General features: G+C 72.0%; 18 protein-coding genes and 1 pseudogene. 9 read left to right on the top strand and 10 right to left on the bottom strand.

Annotated features, from left to right (window positions below; genetic code table 11):
* The first annotated feature begins 139 nt into the window (after positions 1-139).
* Positions 140-1180 (top strand): NUDIX hydrolase, encoded by a 1041-nt coding sequence (locus PYS65_RS31565; protein WP_279337344.1) that lies wholly within the window; start codon positions 140-142, stop codon positions 1178-1180.
* Positions 1181-1337: 157 nt separating this feature from the next.
* Here the strand turns inward: PYS65_RS31565 and PYS65_RS31570 are convergent, their stop codons facing one another.
* A complete protein-coding gene (locus PYS65_RS31570; RefSeq protein ID WP_279337345.1) occupies positions 1338-2699 on the bottom strand; it encodes a dipeptidase in 1362 nt (453 codons plus the stop codon).
* Positions 2700-2929: 230 nt separating this feature from the next.
* On the opposite strand from PYS65_RS31570, the gene PYS65_RS31575 reads away from it, so the two are divergent.
* Complete coding sequence (locus PYS65_RS31575; RefSeq protein WP_279337346.1) at positions 2930-4183, top strand: geranylgeranyl reductase family protein; 1254 nt, start codon at positions 2930-2932, stop codon at positions 4181-4183.
* Here the strand turns inward: PYS65_RS31575 and PYS65_RS31580 are convergent.
* Positions 4173-4628 carry a nitroreductase/quinone reductase family protein gene (locus tag PYS65_RS31580; RefSeq protein WP_279337347.1) on the bottom strand — a complete coding sequence of 152 codons (456 nt, stop codon included), beginning with the start codon at positions 4626-4628 and terminating at the stop codon, positions 4173-4175. The two genes, PYS65_RS31575 and PYS65_RS31580, sit on opposite strands and share 11 nt — an antisense overlap.
* A gap of 157 nt (positions 4629-4785) precedes the next feature.
* Between PYS65_RS31580 and PYS65_RS31585 the strand changes: the two genes are divergently transcribed.
* Both PYS65_RS31585 and PYS65_RS31590 read left to right on the top strand, forming a co-directional pair.
* The gene (locus PYS65_RS31585) at positions 4786-5484 is read left to right on the top strand and encodes a TetR/AcrR family transcriptional regulator (RefSeq protein WP_279337348.1); all 699 of its coding nucleotides are present in this window, start codon (positions 4786-4788) and stop codon (positions 5482-5484) included.
* A gap of 137 nt (positions 5485-5621) precedes the next feature.
* Positions 5622-5948, top strand: a pseudogene (locus PYS65_RS31590) (response regulator); the annotation flags it as partial.
* A 24-nt stretch (positions 5949-5972) separates the two neighbouring features.
* On the opposite strand, the gene PYS65_RS35300 reads toward PYS65_RS31590, so the two are convergent.
* Positions 5973-6164, bottom strand: a complete 192-nt coding sequence (locus PYS65_RS35300) for a DUF6332 family protein (protein WP_388706139.1) — start codon at positions 6162-6164, stop codon at positions 5973-5975.
* A 153-nt stretch (positions 6165-6317) separates the two neighbouring features.
* On the opposite strand from PYS65_RS35300, the gene PYS65_RS31595 reads away from it, so the two are divergent.
* Both PYS65_RS31595 and PYS65_RS31600 read left to right on the top strand, forming a co-directional pair.
* Entirely contained in the window at positions 6318-7274 is a 957-nt protein-coding gene (locus PYS65_RS31595; RefSeq protein WP_279337349.1) for a putative sodium/potassium/calcium exchanger, read from the top strand.
* 117 nt (positions 7275-7391) lie between these two features.
* Positions 7392-8096 (top strand): class F sortase, encoded by a 705-nt coding sequence (locus PYS65_RS31600; protein ID WP_387037770.1) that lies wholly within the window; start codon positions 7392-7394, stop codon positions 8094-8096.
* Positions 8097-8185: 89 nt separating this feature from the next.
* Here PYS65_RS31600 and PYS65_RS31605 read toward each other — a convergent pair whose 3' ends face one another.
* From PYS65_RS31605 to PYS65_RS31625, 5 genes are all read right to left on the bottom strand, one after another.
* Complete coding sequence (locus PYS65_RS31605; protein WP_279337350.1) at positions 8186-9844, bottom strand: cellulase family glycosylhydrolase; 1659 nt, start codon at positions 9842-9844, stop codon at positions 8186-8188.
* Between the two features lie 85 nt (positions 9845-9929).
* Positions 9930-11015 (bottom strand): GDSL-type esterase/lipase family protein, encoded by a 1086-nt coding sequence (locus PYS65_RS31610; RefSeq protein ID WP_279337351.1) that lies wholly within the window; start codon positions 11013-11015, stop codon positions 9930-9932.
* Positions 11016-11199: 184 nt separating this feature from the next.
* Positions 11200-12693 carry a tripartite tricarboxylate transporter permease gene (locus PYS65_RS31615; protein WP_279337352.1) on the bottom strand — a complete coding sequence of 498 codons (1494 nt, stop codon included), beginning with the start codon at positions 12691-12693 and terminating at the stop codon, positions 11200-11202.
* A 1-nt stretch (position 12694) separates the two neighbouring features.
* Positions 12695-13234 carry a tripartite tricarboxylate transporter TctB family protein gene (locus PYS65_RS31620; RefSeq protein ID WP_279337353.1) on the bottom strand — a complete coding sequence of 180 codons (540 nt, stop codon included), beginning with the start codon at positions 13232-13234 and terminating at the stop codon, positions 12695-12697.
* Complete coding sequence (locus PYS65_RS31625; protein ID WP_279338140.1) at positions 13231-14214, bottom strand: Bug family tripartite tricarboxylate transporter substrate binding protein; 984 nt, start codon at positions 14212-14214, stop codon at positions 13231-13233. The genes PYS65_RS31620 and PYS65_RS31625 overlap by 4 nt, the downstream gene beginning before the upstream one ends.
* 349 nt (positions 14215-14563) lie before the next feature.
* On the opposite strand from PYS65_RS31625, the gene PYS65_RS31630 reads away from it, so the two are divergent.
* Both PYS65_RS31630 and PYS65_RS31635 read left to right on the top strand, forming a co-directional pair.
* Positions 14564-14767, top strand: a complete 204-nt coding sequence (locus PYS65_RS31630) for a hypothetical protein (RefSeq protein ID WP_279337355.1) — start codon at positions 14564-14566, stop codon at positions 14765-14767.
* A complete protein-coding gene (locus PYS65_RS31635) occupies positions 14764-15555 on the top strand; it encodes a response regulator (protein WP_279337356.1) in 792 nt (263 codons plus the stop codon). Before PYS65_RS31630 ends, PYS65_RS31635 begins: the two co-directional genes overlap by 4 nt.
* Before the next feature lie 53 nt (positions 15556-15608).
* Here PYS65_RS31635 and PYS65_RS31640 read toward each other — a convergent pair whose 3' ends face one another.
* Positions 15609-16280, bottom strand: coding sequence for a phosphatase PAP2 family protein (locus PYS65_RS31640; RefSeq protein WP_279337357.1), 672 nt, complete (start codon positions 16278-16280; stop codon positions 15609-15611).
* Between the two features lie 182 nt (positions 16281-16462).
* Complete coding sequence (locus tag PYS65_RS31645; protein ID WP_279337358.1) at positions 16463-18745, bottom strand: heavy metal translocating P-type ATPase; 2283 nt, start codon at positions 18743-18745, stop codon at positions 16463-16465.
* Between the two features lie 237 nt (positions 18746-18982).
* On the opposite strand from PYS65_RS31645, the gene PYS65_RS31650 reads away from it, so the two are divergent.
* Positions 18983-19156: a hypothetical protein gene (locus PYS65_RS31650; protein WP_279338175.1), complete on the top strand. Its 174-nt coding sequence runs from the start codon at positions 18983-18985 to the stop codon at positions 19154-19156.
* Positions 19157-19158: the final 2 nt, after the last annotated feature.

Below are 19158 nucleotides of genomic sequence, written 5' to 3' on the forward strand. Positions count from 1 at the left end.
CGGGACCCACCGCGAAATCCACGGCGCCGACGCCCCTCGAGGGGCGTCGGCGCCGTCGGCGTGCGTTCTCAACTGGGGCTGGTTTCCGTGGCAGGGTGGAGCGGGCAAGCCACAGGGGGCCGACAGAAGAGGGGGAACCGTGATCGTCTGGATCAACGGTGCGTTCGGTGCGGGGAAGACGGCGACCGCACGGGAACTGATCGAACTGATCCCGAACAGCGCGCTCTTCGACCCCGAGGTGGTCGGCGGGGCGCTGGGCCATCTGCTTCCGCCCAAACACCTCGCCGAGGTCGGCGACTACCAGGACCTTCCCATCTGGCGCCGGCTGGTGATAGACACGGCGGCGGCGATGCTCGCCGAACTCGGCGGGACCCTCGTCGTTCCGATGACCCTGCTGAGACAGGAGTACCGGGACGAGATCTTCGGCGGCCTCGCGGCCCGCCGCATTCCGGTCCGGCATGTTCTCCTCGCCCCGGCGGAAACGATCCTGCGCGAGCGAATAGCGGGCCGGGAGGTCCCACCGGACCTCCCGGACGGCGAGATGCGGGTACGGCAGTGGTGCTACGACCACATCGAGCCGTACCGGGCGGCCCTGGCCTCCTGGCTCACCGCCGACGCCTACCCGGTCGACACCGGCCCGCTGACTCCGTACGCCGCCGCCGCCCGCATCGCCGAGGCGGTCGGCAACGGAGAGGTGCCCGCCTGCGACATCGTGCAGACACCCGAGCCGACCGCCGAGACCGTGGCCGCCGGTGTCCTGCTCTTCGACGAGCGGGACAGAGTGCTCCTCGTGGACCCGACCTACAAGCCGGGCTGGGAGTTCCCGGGCGGGGTCGTCGAACCCGGGGAGGCACCCGCGCGGGCGGGCGTGCGCGAGGTCGCCGAGGAGACCGGGATCCGCCTCGACGACGTGCCGACGCTACTCGTCGTCGACTGGGAACCACCCGCGCCGCCCGCCTACGGCGGTCTGCGCCTGCTCTTCGACGGCGGTCGTCTGGCCGCCGCCGACGCCGCGCGGCTGCTGCTGCCCGGCCCCGAACTGCGCGACTGGCGCTTCGTCTCCGAGACGGAGGCCGCCGACATGCTGCCCCCGGTGCGCTACGAGCGCCTCTGCCGCGCCCTGCGGGCACGGGAACGCGGGAAGGCCATGTACCTGGAAGCGGGGGTACCGGTCGGCTGAGGAGCGGACGCGGGACGGCGGCGGGCCGCTCGGCGCCCACAGGCTCGGTGGGACGCCCCGGCCGCGTCCGCCGCCCGCGCAGAGCGCTGCCGCCGTGCGTGTGTCCGGATCCGCGCACGGCGGCAGCGCGGCAGAACGTCGGACGGGCCCGGCGGAATCAGCCCACGGTGGCCGCGTAGTTGCGCAGGAACAGCGCCTCCGTGACCGACAGCCGCTCCAGCTCGTCGGGGGAGACGCTCTCGTTCACCGCGTGGATCTGGGCCTCCGGCTCGCTCAGCCCGATAAGGAGGATCTCCGCCCGCGGGTAGAGCGCCGCGAGGGTGCTGCACAGCGGGATGGAGCCGCCCTGGCCGGCGTAACTCATCTCCTGGCCCGGGTACGCGACCGCCATCGCGTCGGCCATGGCCCGGTAGGCCGGGCTGGTGGTGTCGGCGCGGAACGCCTGACCCTGCCCGATCTGCTCGGTGCTCACCCGCGCACCCCACGGCGTGTGCGCCTCCAGGTGCGCCTGGAGCAGCTTGGTCGCCTCGACCGCGTCCACGCCCGGCGGCACGCGCAGGCTGATCAGCGCGCGGGCGCTCGCCTGCACGGACGGGGTGGCGCCGACGACCGGCGGGCAGTCGATGCCGAGGACGGTGACGGCCGGGCGGGCCCAGATACGGTCGGCGACCGTGCCGGAGCCGATCAGGTCCACGCCGTCGAGCACCTTGGCGTCCTTGCGGAACTGCTCGTCGTCGTACTGCAGTCCGTCCCACGTGCTGTCGCCGGTCAGCCCGTCGACGGTGGTACTGCCGTCCTCGGCGCGCAGCGAGTCCAGGACGCGGACCAGGGCGGCCAGGGCGTCGGGGGCGGCGCCGCCGAACTGGCCCGAGTGCAGGTTGCCCTCGAGGGTGTCGACCCGCAGCCGTACGAGCGTCATGCCGCGCAGGGTGGAGGTCACCGTCGGCAGACCGGCGCGGAAGTTGCCGCTGTCGCCGATGACGACGGCGTCGGCCGCCAGGAGTTCGGGGTGCTGCTCGGCGTACCGCTCCAGGCCGCCGGTGCCCTGTTCCTCCGACCCCTCGGCGATCACCTTGACGTGGACGGGCACACCCCCGTCGGCCTGGAGCGCGCGCAGGGCCAGCAGATGCATGAGCACGCCACCCTTGCAGTCGGCGGCCCCGCGCCCGTACCAGCGGCCGTCCCGCTCGGTCAGTTCGAACGGCAGGGTGTCCCAGCCCGCCTCGTCCAGCGGCGGCTGCACGTCGTAGTGGGCGTACAGGAGCACTGTCCTCGCGCCCTCGGGGCCGGGGAGGTAGCCGTACACCGACTGGGTCCCGTCCGGGGTGTCGAGGAGGGCCACGTCCTGGAACCCCTCGGCGGCGAGCGCGTCCGCGATCCAGCGCGCGGCGCCCTCGCTCTCACCGCGCGGGAACTGGTCGAAGTCCGCCACCGACCTGAAGGCCACCAGTTCGGCGAGTTCCTCCTTCGCCCGGGGCATCAGCGAGGCGACGGTCACGGCGACCGGATTCGACGACATGGGCACGCTCCTTGTGGGTGCGACGTTGTACGGATGCGTACTTTCGTGTGCGGGACGGTCATGCGGCACGGGCAAGGCCCTTGTACGGGGCATCCATGCCGTCCGATCCTCCCACAGCGGCCTCGAGTGATCGTCGCCGTAGTATGCGGGAGACAGACGGGGTGCCCCCTGCTCGAGCGGAGCCGAGAGCCTGGGGGAGGCAGGCGGCTGGATCGGGAGCAGTAACCATCGTGAGCAGCGAGAACTCTTCGGCGGACGACGCACGGCAGGTATGGGACGTCGTCGTGGTGGGCGCGGGACCCGCGGGGGCCTCGGCCGCCTACGCGGCGGCGGTCGCGGGGCGGCGCGTGCTGCTGCTGGAGAAGGCGGACCTGCCGCGCTACAAGACCTGCGGCGGCGGCATCATCGGCCCCTCGCGCGACTCGCTGCCCCCCGGCTTCGAACTTCCGCTGAAGGACCGCGTGCACGCGGTGACGTTCTCCCACAACGGCCGCTTCACCCGCACCCGCCGGTCGAGGCAGATGCTGTTCGGACTGATCAACCGGCCCGAGTTCGACCACCAGCTGGTGGAGCACGCGCAGAAGGCTGGCGCCGAACTGCGGACCGGCGCCGCCGTGCAGCGGGTCGAGCAGCACGGCTCGGCCGTGCCGGACCGCCGCACGGTCGCCCTCGTCCTGCAGGGCGGTGAGACCGTGCTCGCGCGGGCCGTGGTCGGCGCGGACGGCAGCGCCGGCCGGATAGGAGCGCACGTCGGGGTCAAGGTCGACCAGGTCGACCTGGGGCTCGAGGCGGAGATCCCGGTGCCGGAGACCGTCGCCGAGGACTGGAAGGGGCGGGTGCTCATCGACTGGGGGCCGATGCCCGGCAGTTACGGGTGGGTCTTCCCCAAGGGGGACACACTGACCGTCGGTGTGATCTCACGGCGAGGCGAAGGCGCCGCGACCAAGCGGTACTTGGAGGACTTCATCGGACGGCTCGGCCTCGCCGGCTTCGAACCGAGTATCTCCTCCGGCCACTTGACCCGCTGCCGCGCCGAGGACTCGCCGCTCTCACGCGGCCGGGTACTCGTCTGCGGGGACGCCGCCGGACTGCTGGAACCCTGGACCCGTGAGGGCATCTCCTTCGCGCTGCGCTCGGGCCGGCTGGCGGGGGAGTGGGCGGTGCGTATCGCCGAGGCGCACGACGCCGTGGACACGCGCCGACAGGCGCTGAACTACGCCTTCGCGGTCAAGGCGGGACTCGGAGTCGAGATGAGCGTCGGCAAGCGGATGCTGGCCGCGTTCGAACGGCGTCCCGGGGTGTTCCACGCCGTCCTCACCGGCTTTCGCCCCGCCTGGAAGGCGTTCCGGGACATCACGCGCGGGGCGACGACACTGGGCGAGCTGGTCCGCACCCATCCGCTGGCCCACCGCGCCATGACCGCGCTGGACCGGCGTCCCGCGGGCGGCGGGTCCGACTCCGAGGGCGCGTCCGTCAGTTCGTGACCGTGATCCGGAAGACCGGGTGGTCGGGGGCGGACGCGACGATCTCCTCGTCGGAGGACTCGGCGGTGACCCCCTGGAAGTACTGGTTCACCTCCCAGCCCCACTTCTTCAGGTAGGTCCGCAGGATCGGGAGCTTCTCCTCGTCGGGAAGCTCCACCGCGGTGAAGGAGCGGACCTTGCGCCCGACGCGCAGTTCCCCGCCCCCGGCAGCGCGCATGTTGCGTACCCACTGGGAGTGGCCGCGCGCCGAGACCAGGTACTGCGTGCCCTCCCAGATGTGCGGGTTGACCGGGATGCGCTGCATCCGGCCGCTCTTGCGGCCGCGGACGGACATCTCGGCGGTGCCGGCGAGGCTGACCCCGTGCCGGGCCAGCCAGCCGATGACGCTGTTGAGCCGGACAGCCACGGGACTGCTCTTGCGGTAGTAGGGCGTTGACGACGCCATCGGTGTCCTCCGGTCGGAATGCCGTGGGGAGCGACGCTCTCTTTTGTGAGCACTGCTCTCGCTACGTGTCCTCAGTCTGCACGACGCCGGCGCGAGAAATCAAGAGCACTGCTCTCTTTTGTGTGCGCTGCTCTGGACCTGTGGGACACTGAGGCGCATGAGCAGCACTGCACACGGCGCCCGTGCCCGAGCGAGGCTCGAAGTCACCGCGGCCATCAAGGAGGCGGCCCGCAGTCAGCTCGCGGCGGAAGGCGCCGCCAAGCTCTCACTGCGGGCCGTGGCCCGCGAGCTCGGTATGGCCTCCTCCGCGATGTACCGGTACTTCCCGAGCCGCGACGACCTGCTGACCGCGCTCATCATCGACGCCTACGACTCCCTCGGTGACGCTGTGGAAGCAGCCCACGACGCGGTCGCCGACACCGCGCCGGCCCGGCGCTGGACCGCGGTCTGCGAGGGTGCGCGTGACTGGGCGCTCGGGCGCCCGCACGAGTACGCGCTGATCTACGGGTCGCCGGTGCCCGGATACAGCGCGCCGGAGACCACCGTCCCGGCCGCCGCCCGCCTGGGCTTCCTGATGATGGACATCCTGCGGGACGCGCAGCGCGACTCCGCCCTGGCGAAACCCCCGCTTCCGGCCGGGCTGCGGCCGGAAGCCGAGCGGATGGCCGCCGACCTCGCGCCGGACCTCCCCCCGGAGGTGGTGGCGGCGATGGTGGCGGCCTGGGCCGAGCTGTACGGACTGATCGGGTTCGAGGTGTTCGGGCAGTTCCACCGGGTCGTGGAGGACCGCGAGACGTTCTTCCGGCACGCGGTGGGCCGGCTCGCCCACTCCGTGGGGCTGCCGGCATCGGCGTAGCGGCCTCCCCAGGCACCCTTGATCACGTACTTCGCCGGGAGTGCACGTGATCGCGACGTCGGGGATGTGGCGGCCCGGCCCGCCCGGCCGGTGCCGCCGGTCCCCTCGCGCGACTGCTGCCGTTCGTGTCCGGCACGGTACTGCTGATCCGCGAACTGCGGCTCGACATCGTCCTCATGGACATCCGCATGCCCGCACTCGACGGGCCGGCTGTCACCCGCAGGGTCACCGGACACACGGACCTGACGGTCATGAAGGTGGTCATGCTCGCCACCTTCGAGCTGGACGAGTACGTCTTCGAGGCGATCCGGTCGGGTGTCTCGGGTTTCCTGGTGAAGGACACCGATCCGGAGGAACTCCTGTGCGCGGCGCAGGCTGTGGTCGCGGGAGACGCGCTGCTCCCACCGGCGGTGCCCCGGCGTCTGATCGCCGGGTTCGCGACCCGTTCCAAGGAGCCAGCCGCGACCGGGCACAACTGGTCTTCCTGGTCAACGAGTCGGGCCTGGTGCGGCCGGGCCGGCTGGGCTGAGCTGAGCAGTCGTCCGGAACCGCGGCAGCGCACCGACCACACGGACGAGGGAGAGAACTGACGCGAGCACCGGCCCGGCCCGGAGCGGGAGACCTTCGACGGTGCCCGGGAGACTGAAGGGAGCGCGGAGCCGCCACCACCCCGTGAGCACTCGCCGGTACGCCGTCGGGGTGAAGCCGTAACCCGTGTGAACGCCTCGAATGGTGGGAGCGGCTCTTATGACTGACGGTTAATCACGTCGGGGCCCGGTCAACCGTGCTGGTTAAGTGTCAGCAGCCGGGCGCGCCGACGGAAGGAAAGTCAGATGCGCTCTGCCCGCATGCTGCTCGCCACCGCGACGGCCACCGCGGCCCTCGTGGTCGGGGCGCCTGCAGCCTTTGCCGCCCATATGGGCGACTCGGACCACGACAAGTCTTCCTACAGCAAGGAGCACAAGGAGGACAGCAGCCACGACGAGGACGACTACGAGAAGAAGCCGTACGGCGGAGTGCACACCGGTGGCGGCGCTCTCACCGCTGTGGGCGAGGACGACGGCGAGTACAAGGACGAGAAGGACGACGGCGAGTACAAGGACGAGAAGGACGAGGGCGACTACAAGAAGGGCGAGGAGGACGAGGGCGACTACAAGAAGGGCGAGGAGGACGAGGGCGACTACAAGAAGGGCGACAAGGGCGACGAGTACAAGAACGACAAGGACGACGAGTACAAGAAGAAGCCGCACGGCGGAGTGCACACCGGTGGTGGGGCTCTCGCGGCCGTGAACGGGGACGACTGGAGCGGCAAGCAGGACGAGGGCGGCTACGAGGACAAGGAGGACGAGGGGGACTACGAGGACGAGGGCGACTGCAGGGACGAGAAGAGCGACGAGTACAAGGACGAGAAGGGCGACTGCAGGGGCGACAAGGGCGACGAGTACAAGAACGACAAGGACGACGAGTACAAGAAGAAGCCGCACGGCGGAGTGCACACCGGTGGTGGGGCTCTCGCGGCCGTGAACGGGGACGACTGGAGCGGCAAGCAGGACGAGGGCGGCTACAAGGACGAGGGCGGCTACAAGAAGGACGAGGGCGGCTACAAGGACGAGGGCGGCTACAAGGAGGACGAGGGCGGCTACAAGGAGAAGCCGCACGGCGGAGTGCACGCCGGCGGTGGCGGCCTCGCGGACCCGGGTGTCTCCGGTGGCGGCCTGGCCGCCCTGGCGGTCCTCGGTGCCGGTGCCTACGCGCTGAAGCGCAAGAAGGCTTCCGGAAGCGTGGCCTGAGCCATGCCTGACGTCATAGCAGTCGGGGCCGCCGTATGCGCGTCGCGTGTACGGCGGCCCCGACTCGCCCTTTCGTATGCCGTGTTCGCTGCCGTGTCCGAATGAGGTGGTACCCCGATGGCAACCCGCCCCCTTTCCCCCGACCACACCGATCCGACTCCGGCGAGGCGAAGACTGCGCGCCCTCATGACGGCGATCTTCTGGGGTACGGCGGCCCTGGTGCTGGCGGTGAGCCTGCTCGGCGGCGGGGAGGAGCCCCCCGCCGACGCCCGCGGCTCGCACTCTCCCCCCGCGGCCTCCGCAGTGATGTCCCCCTCGGCGTCCCCTTCGGCCTCCGGTTCCGCCGCGGCCGGGCCGGCGACCAAGCAGCTGCCGCGGTCCGCCCCGACCCGGATCCGCATCCCCGACATCGACGTCGACGCGCCCTTCACCGATCTCGCCATCAGAGCCTCGGGCCAGCTCGACGCACCGCCGGCGGACGACATCAACCTGGTCGGCTGGTTCGCCGGCGGAGTGTCGCCGGGGGAGCGCGGAACGGCGATCATCGCCGGGCACGTGGACACGAAGACCTCGCCGGCCGTGTTCGCCCGGCTCTCCGAACTCGAGAAGGGCGACCGGTTCAAGGTGGAGCGGGCCGACGGGCGGGACGCGACGTTCGTGATCGACCACGCGGAGTCGTTCCCCAAGAAGGACTTCCCCGACGATCGGGTCTACGCCGACGCGGACGACGCCCAGGTCCGGCTCATCACCTGCTCCGGAGCCTACGACCGTGTGGCCAAGGACTACACCGAGAATCTGGTGGTCTTCGCCCACCTGGTCTGACCCTGACGGACCGCCCGCCGTGGACGGCAGCCGGCGTGGGTCCGCTGCCCGGAAGGGGGAGGAAGGCACCCTTCCGGGCAGCGCGTTCGTCAGGCCACGGAGCAGGCGGACCCGTTGAGAGTGAACGCCGAGGGACTCGGATCACGGTCCGTCATGGTGGCCGTGAAGCCGAGGGTGACGGAGCCGGCCGCGGGGATCGCCGCGGTGTAGGGGACCGAGGCGACACTGACCTCGGAACCGGTCTGGAGCGGGGTGCCGCCCCACATGTGGGTGATGCGCTGGGCGCCCGGGAAGGTCCAGTTCAGCGTCCAGCCGTCGACCGCCGAGCTGCCGGTGTTGCGGATGGTGACCTCGCCCTGGAAGCCGCCGGGCCATTCGTTCGTCACCCGGTACCCGACCGCGCAGGCGCCCTGGCTGCCGCCGGAGGACGTGGTGGCGGTCACCGTGGCGGAACGCTGTGAGCGGTTGCCGGCCGCGTCGCGGGCGTACACGGCGAAGGTGTAGGAGGTGGCGGGGGAGAGGCCGGTGAGGGTCGCGGAGGTGCCGGCGGTGGTGGTGACGACCGTCTCGTCACCGCCGTCGATCCGGACGACGTCGTAGCCCGTCACTCCGTTCGCGTCGGTGGCCGCAGTCCAGGAGAGCGTGGCGGACGACGAGGTCACCGAGGAGACGGCCGGTGTGCCGGGGGTCGTCGGGGCCGTGGTGTCACCGCCCGGGCCGGAGGAGTAGACCGCGGCCTCCTCGGAGGTGGCCGCGATTCCGTTCGCGCCGTCGAAGAGACGCTCACCCCAGCCGGTCAGCCGGTCCGGGTCGAAGTCCGCGACCATGTCCAGGTACTCGACTCCGCCGCCGTTGCCGCTCCAGGACCAGCCGAGGTAACCGAGCCCGAGCTGCCGGGTGACGGCCAGAATGGTGTCCTCGTCGGGGTCGCCGTCGGAGTGGTCGTGTCCGAACTCGCCCACGACGAGGGGCAGCCGTGCGGCGACGAAACGGCCCAGGTAGTCGCTGATCTCGGCCGCGGTGTCGAAGACGCCGTACATGTGGATGGAGAACACCGTGTTGGCGTCCGGGTCGGCGGCGAACACCGAGGCGGCGTTGTCACGCATGGTGAACGCCCAGTCCTGGCCCCAGTTGGGGGCGTCGACCATCAGCGTGTGGTCGAACCCGGCGTCGCGCAGCTTGCGGATCGCGGCCTTGGTGTCGGCCGTCCAGTTCGTGTAACCGGTGTTGCCGTAGGGCTCGTTGCCGATGTTGACGATGACATGGTCCTCCTGACCGGTCAGCGCGCTCCGCACACCGATCCAGTAGTCGGCGGCGCGGGAGAGCGTCACCGCTCCGCTCTGCTCGCCGTAGCCCGTGGTGTCGTGCACCTCGAGGACGCAGATCAGCCGGTTCTGCTTGCACCGCGCCACGACGGCGGCCACGTCGGCGGTGTCGTCGGCGGTCCACCGGTCGCCGCTGGAGAGAACCACGCGCACGGTGTTGGCACCCTTGGCCTTGATGTGTGCGAGAGAGCTGATCCGGTCCGTGTACCAGGTGTGGGCGTGGTTGACGCCGCGCATCACGAAGTCGTTCCCGGAGGCTTCCAGCAGCCGGCCGTTCTCGACGCGGAAGCCGGTGGGGGCCGCGTGGGCCGGGGTGCCGAGGGCGAGCAGGGGGAGGAGAAGACCCAGGAGGGCGGCGATCAGACCGGCCGCGCGGGGGGCGGTGGACGGGGGAGGGGGCAGGTGGGCAGTGCGGGTTCTCATGGCGGCTCCAGAGATGCGGTTCGGGGGTCGGTTCGGTCCTGGTCCGTGCGGTGCGTCATGGGGGCGTGCCCGGTGTGCGCCGTGCTCAGGAGGTGGCCGTGCAGCCGAGAGTCGCCGCCGGGGCGCCGGACGTTGCCGGGGTGTGGGCGAGGAAGCCGAAGGCGGTGCTCGCGCCGGGAGCCAGGGCGCCGTTCCAGCCCGCGTCGGTGACGGTCACCGTGCCGTCGGCGGCGGTGCCGAGCGTGCCGTTCCACACCTGCGTCAGTCGAGCGCCGTCGGCCGGTGCGACCGTCGCGGTCCAGCCGGAGAGGGGTACGGCGGAGGTGTTCCGTACCGTCACCTCGGCCTGGTAGCCGCCCTGCCAGGACGAGACGGCCCGGAACGACGCGGTGCAGGCGGGTTCGCCGGTACCGGGGTCGCCGGGATCGCCCGGGACACCCCGGTCGAGGAGTTCGGACAGGGCCGGGTACCAGCGGGCGGCGATCTTCTGGTTGCCGGAGTCGTTCGGGTGCACGCCGTCGTAGGTGTCGGTGGCGGTGTCGAAGCCCGTCCACTGGTCGACCACGGTCACCGGGGAGCGGCTGGTGCTCGTCGCCTCGGCCCACCCGGGGATCAGGGCGTTGAGGTCGACGACGCGCCGGGCGCAGCCGGTGCAGCTCGCGGGGTTCATCGGGATGATCCTGGCCACCAGGAGCCGCGTGTCGGGATCGGCCGCGCGCATCTGGGCCACCAGCTTGGTGTAGGCGGCGAGGATGCGGTCGGGGGAGACGCCGCTCCAGACGTCGTTCGTGCCGAAATGCAGGACAACGATGTCCGGCCGGGTCGCCGCCAGTCGTCCGGGCAGCAGGTCCCGGTCCGCGACGTCGGTCACCAGTTCGCCGCCGTGGCCCTCGTTGTCGCCGTCGTACGCCAGGCCGCAGCCCTGGCCGGGCAGGGTGCCGACGAAGTCGATGTCCGTGTGGCCGGCGTCCTGCAACCGGTTCCACAGCAGGGCCCGCCAGCAGCCGGGTGAGCCGGTGATCGAGTCGCCCAGCGGCATGATGCGGACGGGATCCGCGTTCGGCGCGGCCGCCGCGCGTGGCGCGAGAGGGCCGAGAGCGAGGCCGAGCGGGAGGAGCAGGGCGGTCAGGACGAGCAGGGCCCGTAGCGACAAGCGGTCGGCGACGCGCATGGTGTTCCCTTCCCTGGATGAGGTGGGAGCGCTCCCATAAAGTCATCAAGCCACCCTTGTCGGTGACGCGTCAAGAGGGGTGGTGGAGGGAAGTGCGTGCGGCGGGTCCGCGATGTCACGACGCCCCATGGGTGTGGCGCACCTGTGCGCCACACCCATGGGGGCGGAGAACAGCACGGGCGGATCAGGACCCGACGCGCCTGCGGAGCACCACCTTCCTCAGCAGCGGCCAGGCCAGCAGCAGCGCGACGACCGCGTACACGGTCACGGAGAAGGGCGTATCGACCAGGCCCCGTACGTTGCCGTCACTGATCTGCAGCGCGCGGCGGAGCTGCTGCTCGGCGGCCGGGCCGAGGATGACGGCGATGATGGCGGGCAGCACCGGCAGGCCGTACCGCCGCATCCCGAAGCCGATCAGACCGATGATCAGCAGAATCACCAGGTCGATCACCTCGCCGCCGACCGCGTACGCGCCGATCGCCGCGAAGAACAGGATCCCGGCGTACAGGTACGGCCGCGGGATGCGCAGCAGCTTCGCCCACACCGGCGCCAGCGGGAGGTTGAGGGCGAGCAGCAGCACCATGCCGACGAACAGGGAGGCGATCAGGCCCCACACCAGCTCGGGCTCACGTTCGAAGAGCAGCGGGCCCGGCTGGATGCCGTACTGCTGGAAGGCGGCCAGCATCACCGCCGCGACGGCCGTGGTCGGCAGGCCGAGCGTCAGCATGGACACCAGCGTGCCCGCCGCCGAGGCCGACGCCGCCGACTCCGGTCCCGCCACGCCCTCGATGGCGCCCTTGCCCCACTCGTCCTGGTGCTTGGACAGCCGTTTCTCCGTGACGTACGACAGGAACGTCGGGATCTCCGCGCCGCCCGCCGGGATCGCCCCGAAGGGGAAGCCGATGAACGGGCCGCGCGCCCAGGACTTCCACGTGCGCCGCACGTCGCCGCGGCCCAGCCACGGCCGGCCCACCGGGATCGGCTCGGGCGGCCTGCGCCGCAGGTGCGCGGCGACCCACAGTGCCTCGCCGATGGCGAACAGGCCCACCGCGACGATCACTACATCGACGCCGTCGGCCAGTTGGAGGGCACCGAAGGTCAGCCGCTGCTGGCCGGTCATCTGGTCCAGTCCCACCAGACCGATCGTCAGGCCGATCAGCAGCGAGGCCAGACCCCGGATCCGCGACGAACCCAGCACCGACGTCACGGCGATGAACGCCAGCACCATGATGGCGAAGTAGTCCGGCGCGCCGATGTCCACGGCGAGTTCGGCGACCGCCGGTGCCAGCACGACCAGCAGGATCGTGCCGACCATGCCACCCGTGAAGTGACCGATCGCGGCGGCGGCCAGTGCCTGCGCGCCACGACCCGACTTGGCCATGGGGTTGCCCTCCATGGCCGCGACCACGGCGGCGCTCTCCCCCGGTGTGTTCAACAGGATCGAGGTCGTCGAACCGCCGAACATCGCGCCGTAGTAGATCCCCGCGAACATGATGAACGCGGCGATCGGATCGAGCCCGTACGTCACCGGCAGCAACAGCGCCACCGCCATCGCCGGGCCGATACCGGGCAGTACGCCGATCGCGGTGCCCAGCAGCACACCGATCGCGGCCCACAGCAGGTTGATCGGGGTCAGAGCCGTACCGAAGCCGTCCAGAAGGGAGTTGAGGGCGTTCACGTCACAGCACTCCCATCAGCGGACCACCGGGCAGCGGTACTCCGAGCAGGTTGTCGAACACGGTGTGGGCGACGAGGGAGACGACCGCCGCGATCAGCGGATCACGGTCGAATCTGCGGCTGCCGAGGGCGAAGGCCGCCCCCCAGAAGAGCAGTGCGCCCGCGACCGGGAAGCCGAGCGGTTCGATGAGGACGGCCGAGCCGAGGAACACCCCGGCGAGCAGCAGCACCGTGCGCCAGTCGGCGGGTTCGGACAGGTCGACGTCCTCGCCGGTCTCGGCCTGACCCCGGCCGCCGCGCAGGACGTCGACCGCGAGCAGGGCGGCGACGAGCAGCAGTCCGGCGCCGACCACGACCGGTACCGTCCTCGGCCCGACGGGGCCGCGCTGGGTGATGTCGACGTCCATGGTGAGGGCGTCGGTGAGGACGAGGACGCCGAGCGCCGACAGCAGGGCGCAGACGCCGAGTTCCGAGTGGTCGCGCAGCCAGGAGCGCCGTCCGGGGGCGGGTGCGGGGGACAGGTCGGTGGTCGGTGCGGTCACAGTCCGAGCTCCTTCAGGACGGACACCACGCGCTTGTCCTCGGCGTCCAGGAAGTCACCGAACTCCTCACCCGTCAGGAAGGCGTCGTCCCAGCCGTTCTGCTTCAGGGACGTGCGCCATTCGTCCGAGTCGTGCAACTCCTCGGCCAGAGCCACGAGTGTGTCGCGTTCGGCGTCGGTCAGTCCGGGCGGGGCGACGAGGCCGCGCCAGTTGGTGAAGTTCACGTCGTAGCCCGCCTCCTGCAGCGTGGGCGCGTCGAGTCCGGGGACCCGCTCCGGTCCGGTGACCGCGAGCAGGCGCAGCTCACCCGCCTTGATCTGGTCGAGATACTCACCGACACCGGACACGCCGAACCCGACCTTGTTGCCGAGGATCGAGGCGAGCAGTTCGCCGCCGCCGTCGAAGGGGATGTAGTTGACCTGCTTCGGAGCGATCCCGGCGGCCCGCGCCATCAGCATCGGCGCGAGGTGGTCGGGTCCGCCGGGGGAGGAACCGCCGCCCACCGGGAGCCTGCCGGGGGCGTCCCTCCAGGCGTCGATCAGGTCGTCGATCGTTCGGTACGGGGAGTCCTCGGCGACCACGACGACGTCCTGCTCCTCGGTGAGCCGGGCGATCGGGGTGGTGTCGCCGAGGGTCTTCGGCGCGTCGTTGGACCGGACGGCGCCGACGACACCGAGGCCCATCGACATGGCGAGCTTGCCGTTGCCGTGTTCGCTCACCAGCCTGCTGAGGCCGACGGTGCCGCCGGCGCCGGGCAGGTTGAACACCTGGATGTTGTGGGTGAGCCCGGCGTCCTCGGCGTTCCTCGCGGCCGTACGGGCGGTGATGTCGTAGCCGCCGCCGGGCGTGTTGGGAACCATGAGGCGCAGGCCCGGGATCCGTGTGCCGGTCTCGGTGCCGCTGCCGGTCGTGAGCAGCGGCGGACCCACGAGTACCAGCACGGCGGCCCCGAGCAGGGCGAGGGGGGTGCGCAGGCGCACGAATGCCACCACCTGTCGGTCGGTCGTCCGGAGGTCACGCGAAGCCCTGTGGGGGAGGGCGGCGTGCGCCACATGGTGCACGGGTGCCCGCAGGCTGTCCCGGTTGCGGAACCAACGGAGGTTTTGGTCATTGCGTCAGCGGCCCGCCGCGCGTCCGGGGCGGGCCCCGGGCGGCCGTGTCGCGGCATTCCCGGGGCACCGACGGCACGTTCGGACGGGGCATGTGTCTTTCGTTCGGCGCAGGTGGGCGCCATGATGGGGCAGCCCGTCACCCGCGTCGCACCGCGTCGTGTCCGCCGGAGCGCATCGCCGACCGGAGAGCCCGCCGGCAGAAGAGATTGAGTACGCCGTGGCCGTCACCTTCCGCCGCCGGACCCCCGCAGGCGAGATGCCGGTGCGTCGGCTCACCGTCGGCCTGGTGCTCACCCGCCTCGTCCGCGAACGTCACGGCGGCGCGATCTCGAGGACCGACACCCCGGACAGGACGATGTCCGGCGCCCGCATGACCGTGAGCCACCTCGCCGACGCGGTGGCGGAAGGAGCCGGCCGATGACCAGTACGCACGGTGAGCACGCCGGGCCCGCCCGCGCCGACGCCATCGACGTGCTGGTGGTCGACGACGACTTCATGGTGGCCCGTGTACACCGCGCCTTCGTCGACCGCCTCGAGGCGTTCCGGGTGGTCGGCGTCGCCGGCACCGGTGAGCAGGCCGTCGCCGCGGTGGACGAACTCCGTCCCGGTCTGGTGCTGCTCGACCTGTACCTGCCGGACCTGTTCGGCCTCGAGGTGATCCCCCGGCTGCGCAGCGCGGGGCACGACTGCGACGTGATGGTCGTCAGCGCCGCACGGGAGGCGGAGACGGTGCGCGGGGCGGTCCGGCACGGGGTCGTCGACTATCTGCTCAAGCCGTTCGAGTTCGAGGACCTGCGGGTCAGACTGGAGCGGTACGCCGGCCGGCGCGGTCGGCTGCTGGGCACGGTCGTGCGTGGCCAGGCCGACGTGGACCGGGTGCTGGCCGGAGCGGCGGCGCCGGTCGTGGCGTCCGCGGCTCCGGTGCTGCCCAAGGGCATGAGCGTGGAGACCGCCGAACTGGTCGAACGCACCCTGCGCGAGGCCGACGGCACGCTGTCGGCCACCGAGTGCGCCGCCCTCACCGGCGTCTCCAGGGTCAGCGCCCGCCGCTACCTGGAACACTTCCACACCGTCGGCACGGCCGAGGTCTCGCTGCGGTACGGGGTCGCGGGACGGCCGGAACGCCGCTACCGGTTCGTCGGACGGCCCCCGCGGCAGGCCGGCCGGCGGGCCGGCGAGGTCCGCCCGTGGGGCGGGGCACGGCTCTAGGGGCTTTGGCCGGGGACCGGCGGGGGCCGGTGTTCAGCCTCCCCGGCCGGCGGTCAACGGGTCCGGGGCGGGCGTGGCTTTCTGCTCCCGTACGAGGCGGGGAGGCGGGCGGACGCCAAGGCGAGGGCGGTGGCCGCGCTCACGATGCCGAGAACCGCACCGGCGGCGACGTCTCCCGGGTAGTGCACGCCCGTATGGATGCGTGAGTAGCCCACCGCGCCGGCCAGTGCGCCGAGCGGGCCGGAGGCCGCGGGCAGGACCGTACCGACGGCGGTGGCGAAGGCGACCGCCGAGGCGGTGTGCCCGGAGGGGAAGGAAGCCGAGGTGGGCATCGGGACATGCCGGTCCACGGTCACCCGGGCCGCCTCCCGGTCCGGCCGGTCCCTGCGGACCAGACGCTTGCCGAGCAGATTGGCCGACGCCGACGCCACGGCTATGGCCCCCACTCCGACGAGCGCGGCCCGGCGCTGCTGCGACCCGCCCAGAGCGAGGGCACCGGCGATGGCGAACGAGATCTTCGAATGGTCGGCCGCGTGCGAGAGGCGGCGCAGGGCCCGGTCGAGGGTGGGGGTGGGAGTGGCCGCCACCGCCGCGTACAGGGCGCCGTCCACGGCCCTGAGATCGCCGAGGACGGCGGACGCCACCCGGCGGAGTCCGTCGGCGGGCCGGGCGGGTGCGGTGAGCGGACGGGCACCGCCCTGGTCGGTGGTGGTCGGCTCGCTCATTCGTCTCTCCCGCGGGGGCGTTGTGGAGGGGGGTCCACGGGTACGGGGCTCGCTGGGCGCGCCCGCACCCGCACCGTGGACCGGGGGTCACCAGGTGTCCACGGTACGCGTGGTCCACCCGGTGCGTCCCCGCGCCCCCGCCGCAGTCCGGCCGTCACACCCGTCCGGGTGACCGCCGCCGGTCAGGCCGCCCGGAAGGTGCGCAGCCGGAGGGAGTTGCCGACGACGAAGACCGAGGAGAAGGCCATCGCCGCCCCCGCGATCATCGGGTTGAGCAGGCCGGCCGCGGCGAGCGGCAGCGCGGCGACGTTGTAGGCGAAGGCCCAGAACAGGTTGGACCGGATCGTGCCGAGAGTGCGGCGGGCCAGCCGGATCGCGTCCGCCGCGGCCCGCAGGTCGCCCCGGACGAGGGTCAGGTCGCCGGCCTCGATGGCCGCGTCCGTGCCGGTGCCCATGGCCAGTCCGAGGTCGGCCTGGGCCAGCGCGGCCGCGTCGTTGACCCCGTCGCCGACCATCGCGACCGAGCGGCCCTCCGCCTGGAGGCGCTTGACGACATCCACCTTGTCCTGCGGCAGCACCTCGGCGATGACGTCCTCCGGCGCGATCCCGACCTCGCGGGCGACGGTCCGGGCCACCGCCTCGTTGTCGCCGGTCAGCAGGACGGGCCTGAGGCCGAGCGCGCGCAGCCGGCGCACCGCCTCGGGGCTGGTCTCCTTCACGGCGTCGGCGATCTCCAGCACCGCGCGCGCCTCGCCGTCCCAGGCCACCGTGACGGCGGTGCGCCCGGCCGCCTGGGCCGACTCCAGGACCCGCGCCAGCTCGGCCGGCAGCTTCAGTTCCCCCTGCGTCAGCAGCTGTTCCCGGCCGACGAGCACCGCACGGCCCTCCACGACACCCTGGACGCCGAGTCCGGGCACGTTGCCGAACTCCTCGGGGGAGGGCAGCGTGCCCAGCTTCTCCCGGGCGCCGTCGGCGACGGCACGGGCGATCGGGTGCTCGGAGGAGTGCTCCAGGGCGCCGGCCAGCCTCAGCACGTCGGCCTCGTCGGTACCTTCGGCCGGGTGCACGGCGAGCAGGGTCATCCGGCCGGTGGTGACCGTGCCGGTCTTGTCGAGCACCACGGTGTCGACGCGGCGGGTGGTCTCCAGGACCTCCGGGCCCTTGATGAGGATGCCGAGCTGCGCGCCGCGCCCGGTGCCGACCATCAGCGCGGTCGGCGTGGCGAGGCCGAGGGCACACGGGCAGGCGATGATCAGTACGGCCACGGCGGCGGTGAACGCGGCGGTCAGCCCGGCGCCGTTGCCCAGCCAGAAGCCCAGCGTGCCCAGGGCCAGCGCGATCACGACCGGTACGAAGACCGCGGAGATCCGGTCCGCGAGCCGCTGCGCGGCGGCCTTCCCGTTCTGCGCGTCCTCCACCATCTTCGCCATCCGGGCGAGCTGGGTGTCGGAGCCGACCCGGGTGGCCTCCACGACGAGCCGTCCGCCCGCGTTGAGTGTGGCCCCGGTGACCGCGTCCCCGGGGGCCACCTCCACCGGCGCGGACTCTCCGGTGAGCATGGAGACGTCCACCGCCGAAGTGCCCTCGGCGACTGTCCCGTCGGTCGCGATCTTCTCGCCGGGGCGCACCAGGAAACGGTCACCGACCACCAGATCCTCGACGGGCACCGTCTCCTCGCGCCCGTCGGGCCGGAGCACGGTGACGTCCTTCGCGCCCAGTTCCATCAGCGCCCGCAGCGCCGCGCCCGCCTTCCGCTTGGCGCGCGCCTCGAAGTACCGCCCGGCCAGGATGAACGCGGTGACACCCGCGGCGGCCTCCAGATAGATGTTCCCGGCGCCGTCCGAACGGGCGATGGTCAGCTCGAAGGGGTGGGTCATGCCCGGGGTGCCGGCGGTGCCGAAGAAGAGCGCCCACAGCGACCACAGGAACGCCGCCGAGGTGCCGACCGAGACCAGCGTGTCCATGGTGGCCGCACCGTGCCGCGCGTTGGTGAACGCCGCCCGGTGGAAGGGCCACGCCGCGTACGTCACGACCGGTGCCGCCAGCGTCAGGGAAAGCCACTGCCAGTACTCGAACTGCAGGGCCGGGATCATCGCCATCGCGATGACGGGCACCGACAGCACCACGGCCGTGATCAACCGCTCCCGCAGCGACCGGAGCTCGTCGGGGGAGTCGGTGGAGCCGGAGGCGGCGGGTCCGTTCCCGCGCGCGGGCGGCGCGGGCTCCCGTGCCGTGTACCCGGTGGCCTCGACGGTGGCGATCAGGTCCTGGACGGTGACCGCACCGGCGTGCGACACCCGGGCCTTCTCAGTGGCGTAGTTGACCGTGGCGGTGACCCCGTCCATCCGGTTGAGTTTCTTCTCGACCCGCGCGGCGCAGGAGGCACAGGTCATCCCGCCGATGACCAGCTCCACCTCTTCCTGGGCCCCGGCCTCGGTCTCGGTGCCGGCTGTACGGACGGTCATGAGCGCTCCTGGTGACGAGGGCCGGCCTGGACGTGCCCGGCCGCCGGTTGCAGTATACGGGCCGGGGGTATCCCTCCCGGTTTCAGGTATACCCCTGGGAGGTATGCGGATTCAAGGGCCGACCGGACTTGATTGCGTACCCCCCAGGGGTATGGTGAGGTGTGTGGGCACCGCCCCGGACCCGGGCCGGTGTCCGGTTCCGAGAGGATTCCGAGAGGATCCAGAGGAGGGGTGACCATGCGTACCGGAGTGAAGATCACCGCATTCGCCGCAGCCCTGGCCGTGACCTTCGGCACGGCCTACGGCGTCGGCCGGGTGCTGGACCCGGTCATCGCGGACAGCGCACCCGCACCGGCGCACGACGGGAAACACGCCCCCGCGCCCCGCGAGGGCGCGGGCCACGGCCACTGAGG

It is taken from the genome of Streptomyces cathayae (assembly GCF_029760955.1).
GTDB classification, from domain to species: Bacteria; Actinomycetota; Actinomycetes; order Streptomycetales; family Streptomycetaceae; genus Streptomyces; species Streptomyces cathayae.

Coding starts and splice junctions, on each gene's coding strand:
- PYS65_RS31640 (WP_279337357.1), bottom strand. CDS start 16,280: ATGAGCGAGCCGACCACCACCGACCAGGGCGGTGCCCGTCCGCTCACC.
- PYS65_RS31645 (WP_279337358.1), bottom strand. CDS start 18,745: ATGACCGTCCGTACAGCCGGCACCGAGACCGAGGCCGGGGCCCAGGAA.
- PYS65_RS31610 (WP_279337351.1), bottom strand. CDS start 11,015: ATGCGCGTCGCCGACCGCTTGTCGCTACGGGCCCTGCTCGTCCTGACC.
- PYS65_RS31595 (WP_279337349.1), top strand. CDS start 6,318: ATGCGCTCTGCCCGCATGCTGCTCGCCACCGCGACGGCCACCGCGGCC.
- PYS65_RS31585 (WP_279337348.1), top strand. CDS start 4,786: ATGAGCAGCACTGCACACGGCGCCCGTGCCCGAGCGAGGCTCGAAGTC.
- PYS65_RS31650 (WP_279338175.1), top strand. CDS start 18,983: ATGCGTACCGGAGTGAAGATCACCGCATTCGCCGCAGCCCTGGCCGTG.
- PYS65_RS31580 (WP_279337347.1), bottom strand. CDS start 4,628: ATGGCGTCGTCAACGCCCTACTACCGCAAGAGCAGTCCCGTGGCTGTC.
- PYS65_RS31605 (WP_279337350.1), bottom strand. CDS start 9,844: ATGAGAACCCGCACTGCCCACCTGCCCCCTCCCCCGTCCACCGCCCCC.
- PYS65_RS31635 (WP_279337356.1), top strand. CDS start 14,764: ATGACCAGTACGCACGGTGAGCACGCCGGGCCCGCCCGCGCCGACGCC.
- PYS65_RS31570 (WP_279337345.1), bottom strand. CDS start 2,699: ATGTCGTCGAATCCGGTCGCCGTGACCGTCGCCTCGCTGATGCCCCGG.
- PYS65_RS31600 (WP_387037770.1), top strand. CDS start 7,392: ATGGCAACCCGCCCCCTTTCCCCCGACCACACCGATCCGACTCCGGCG.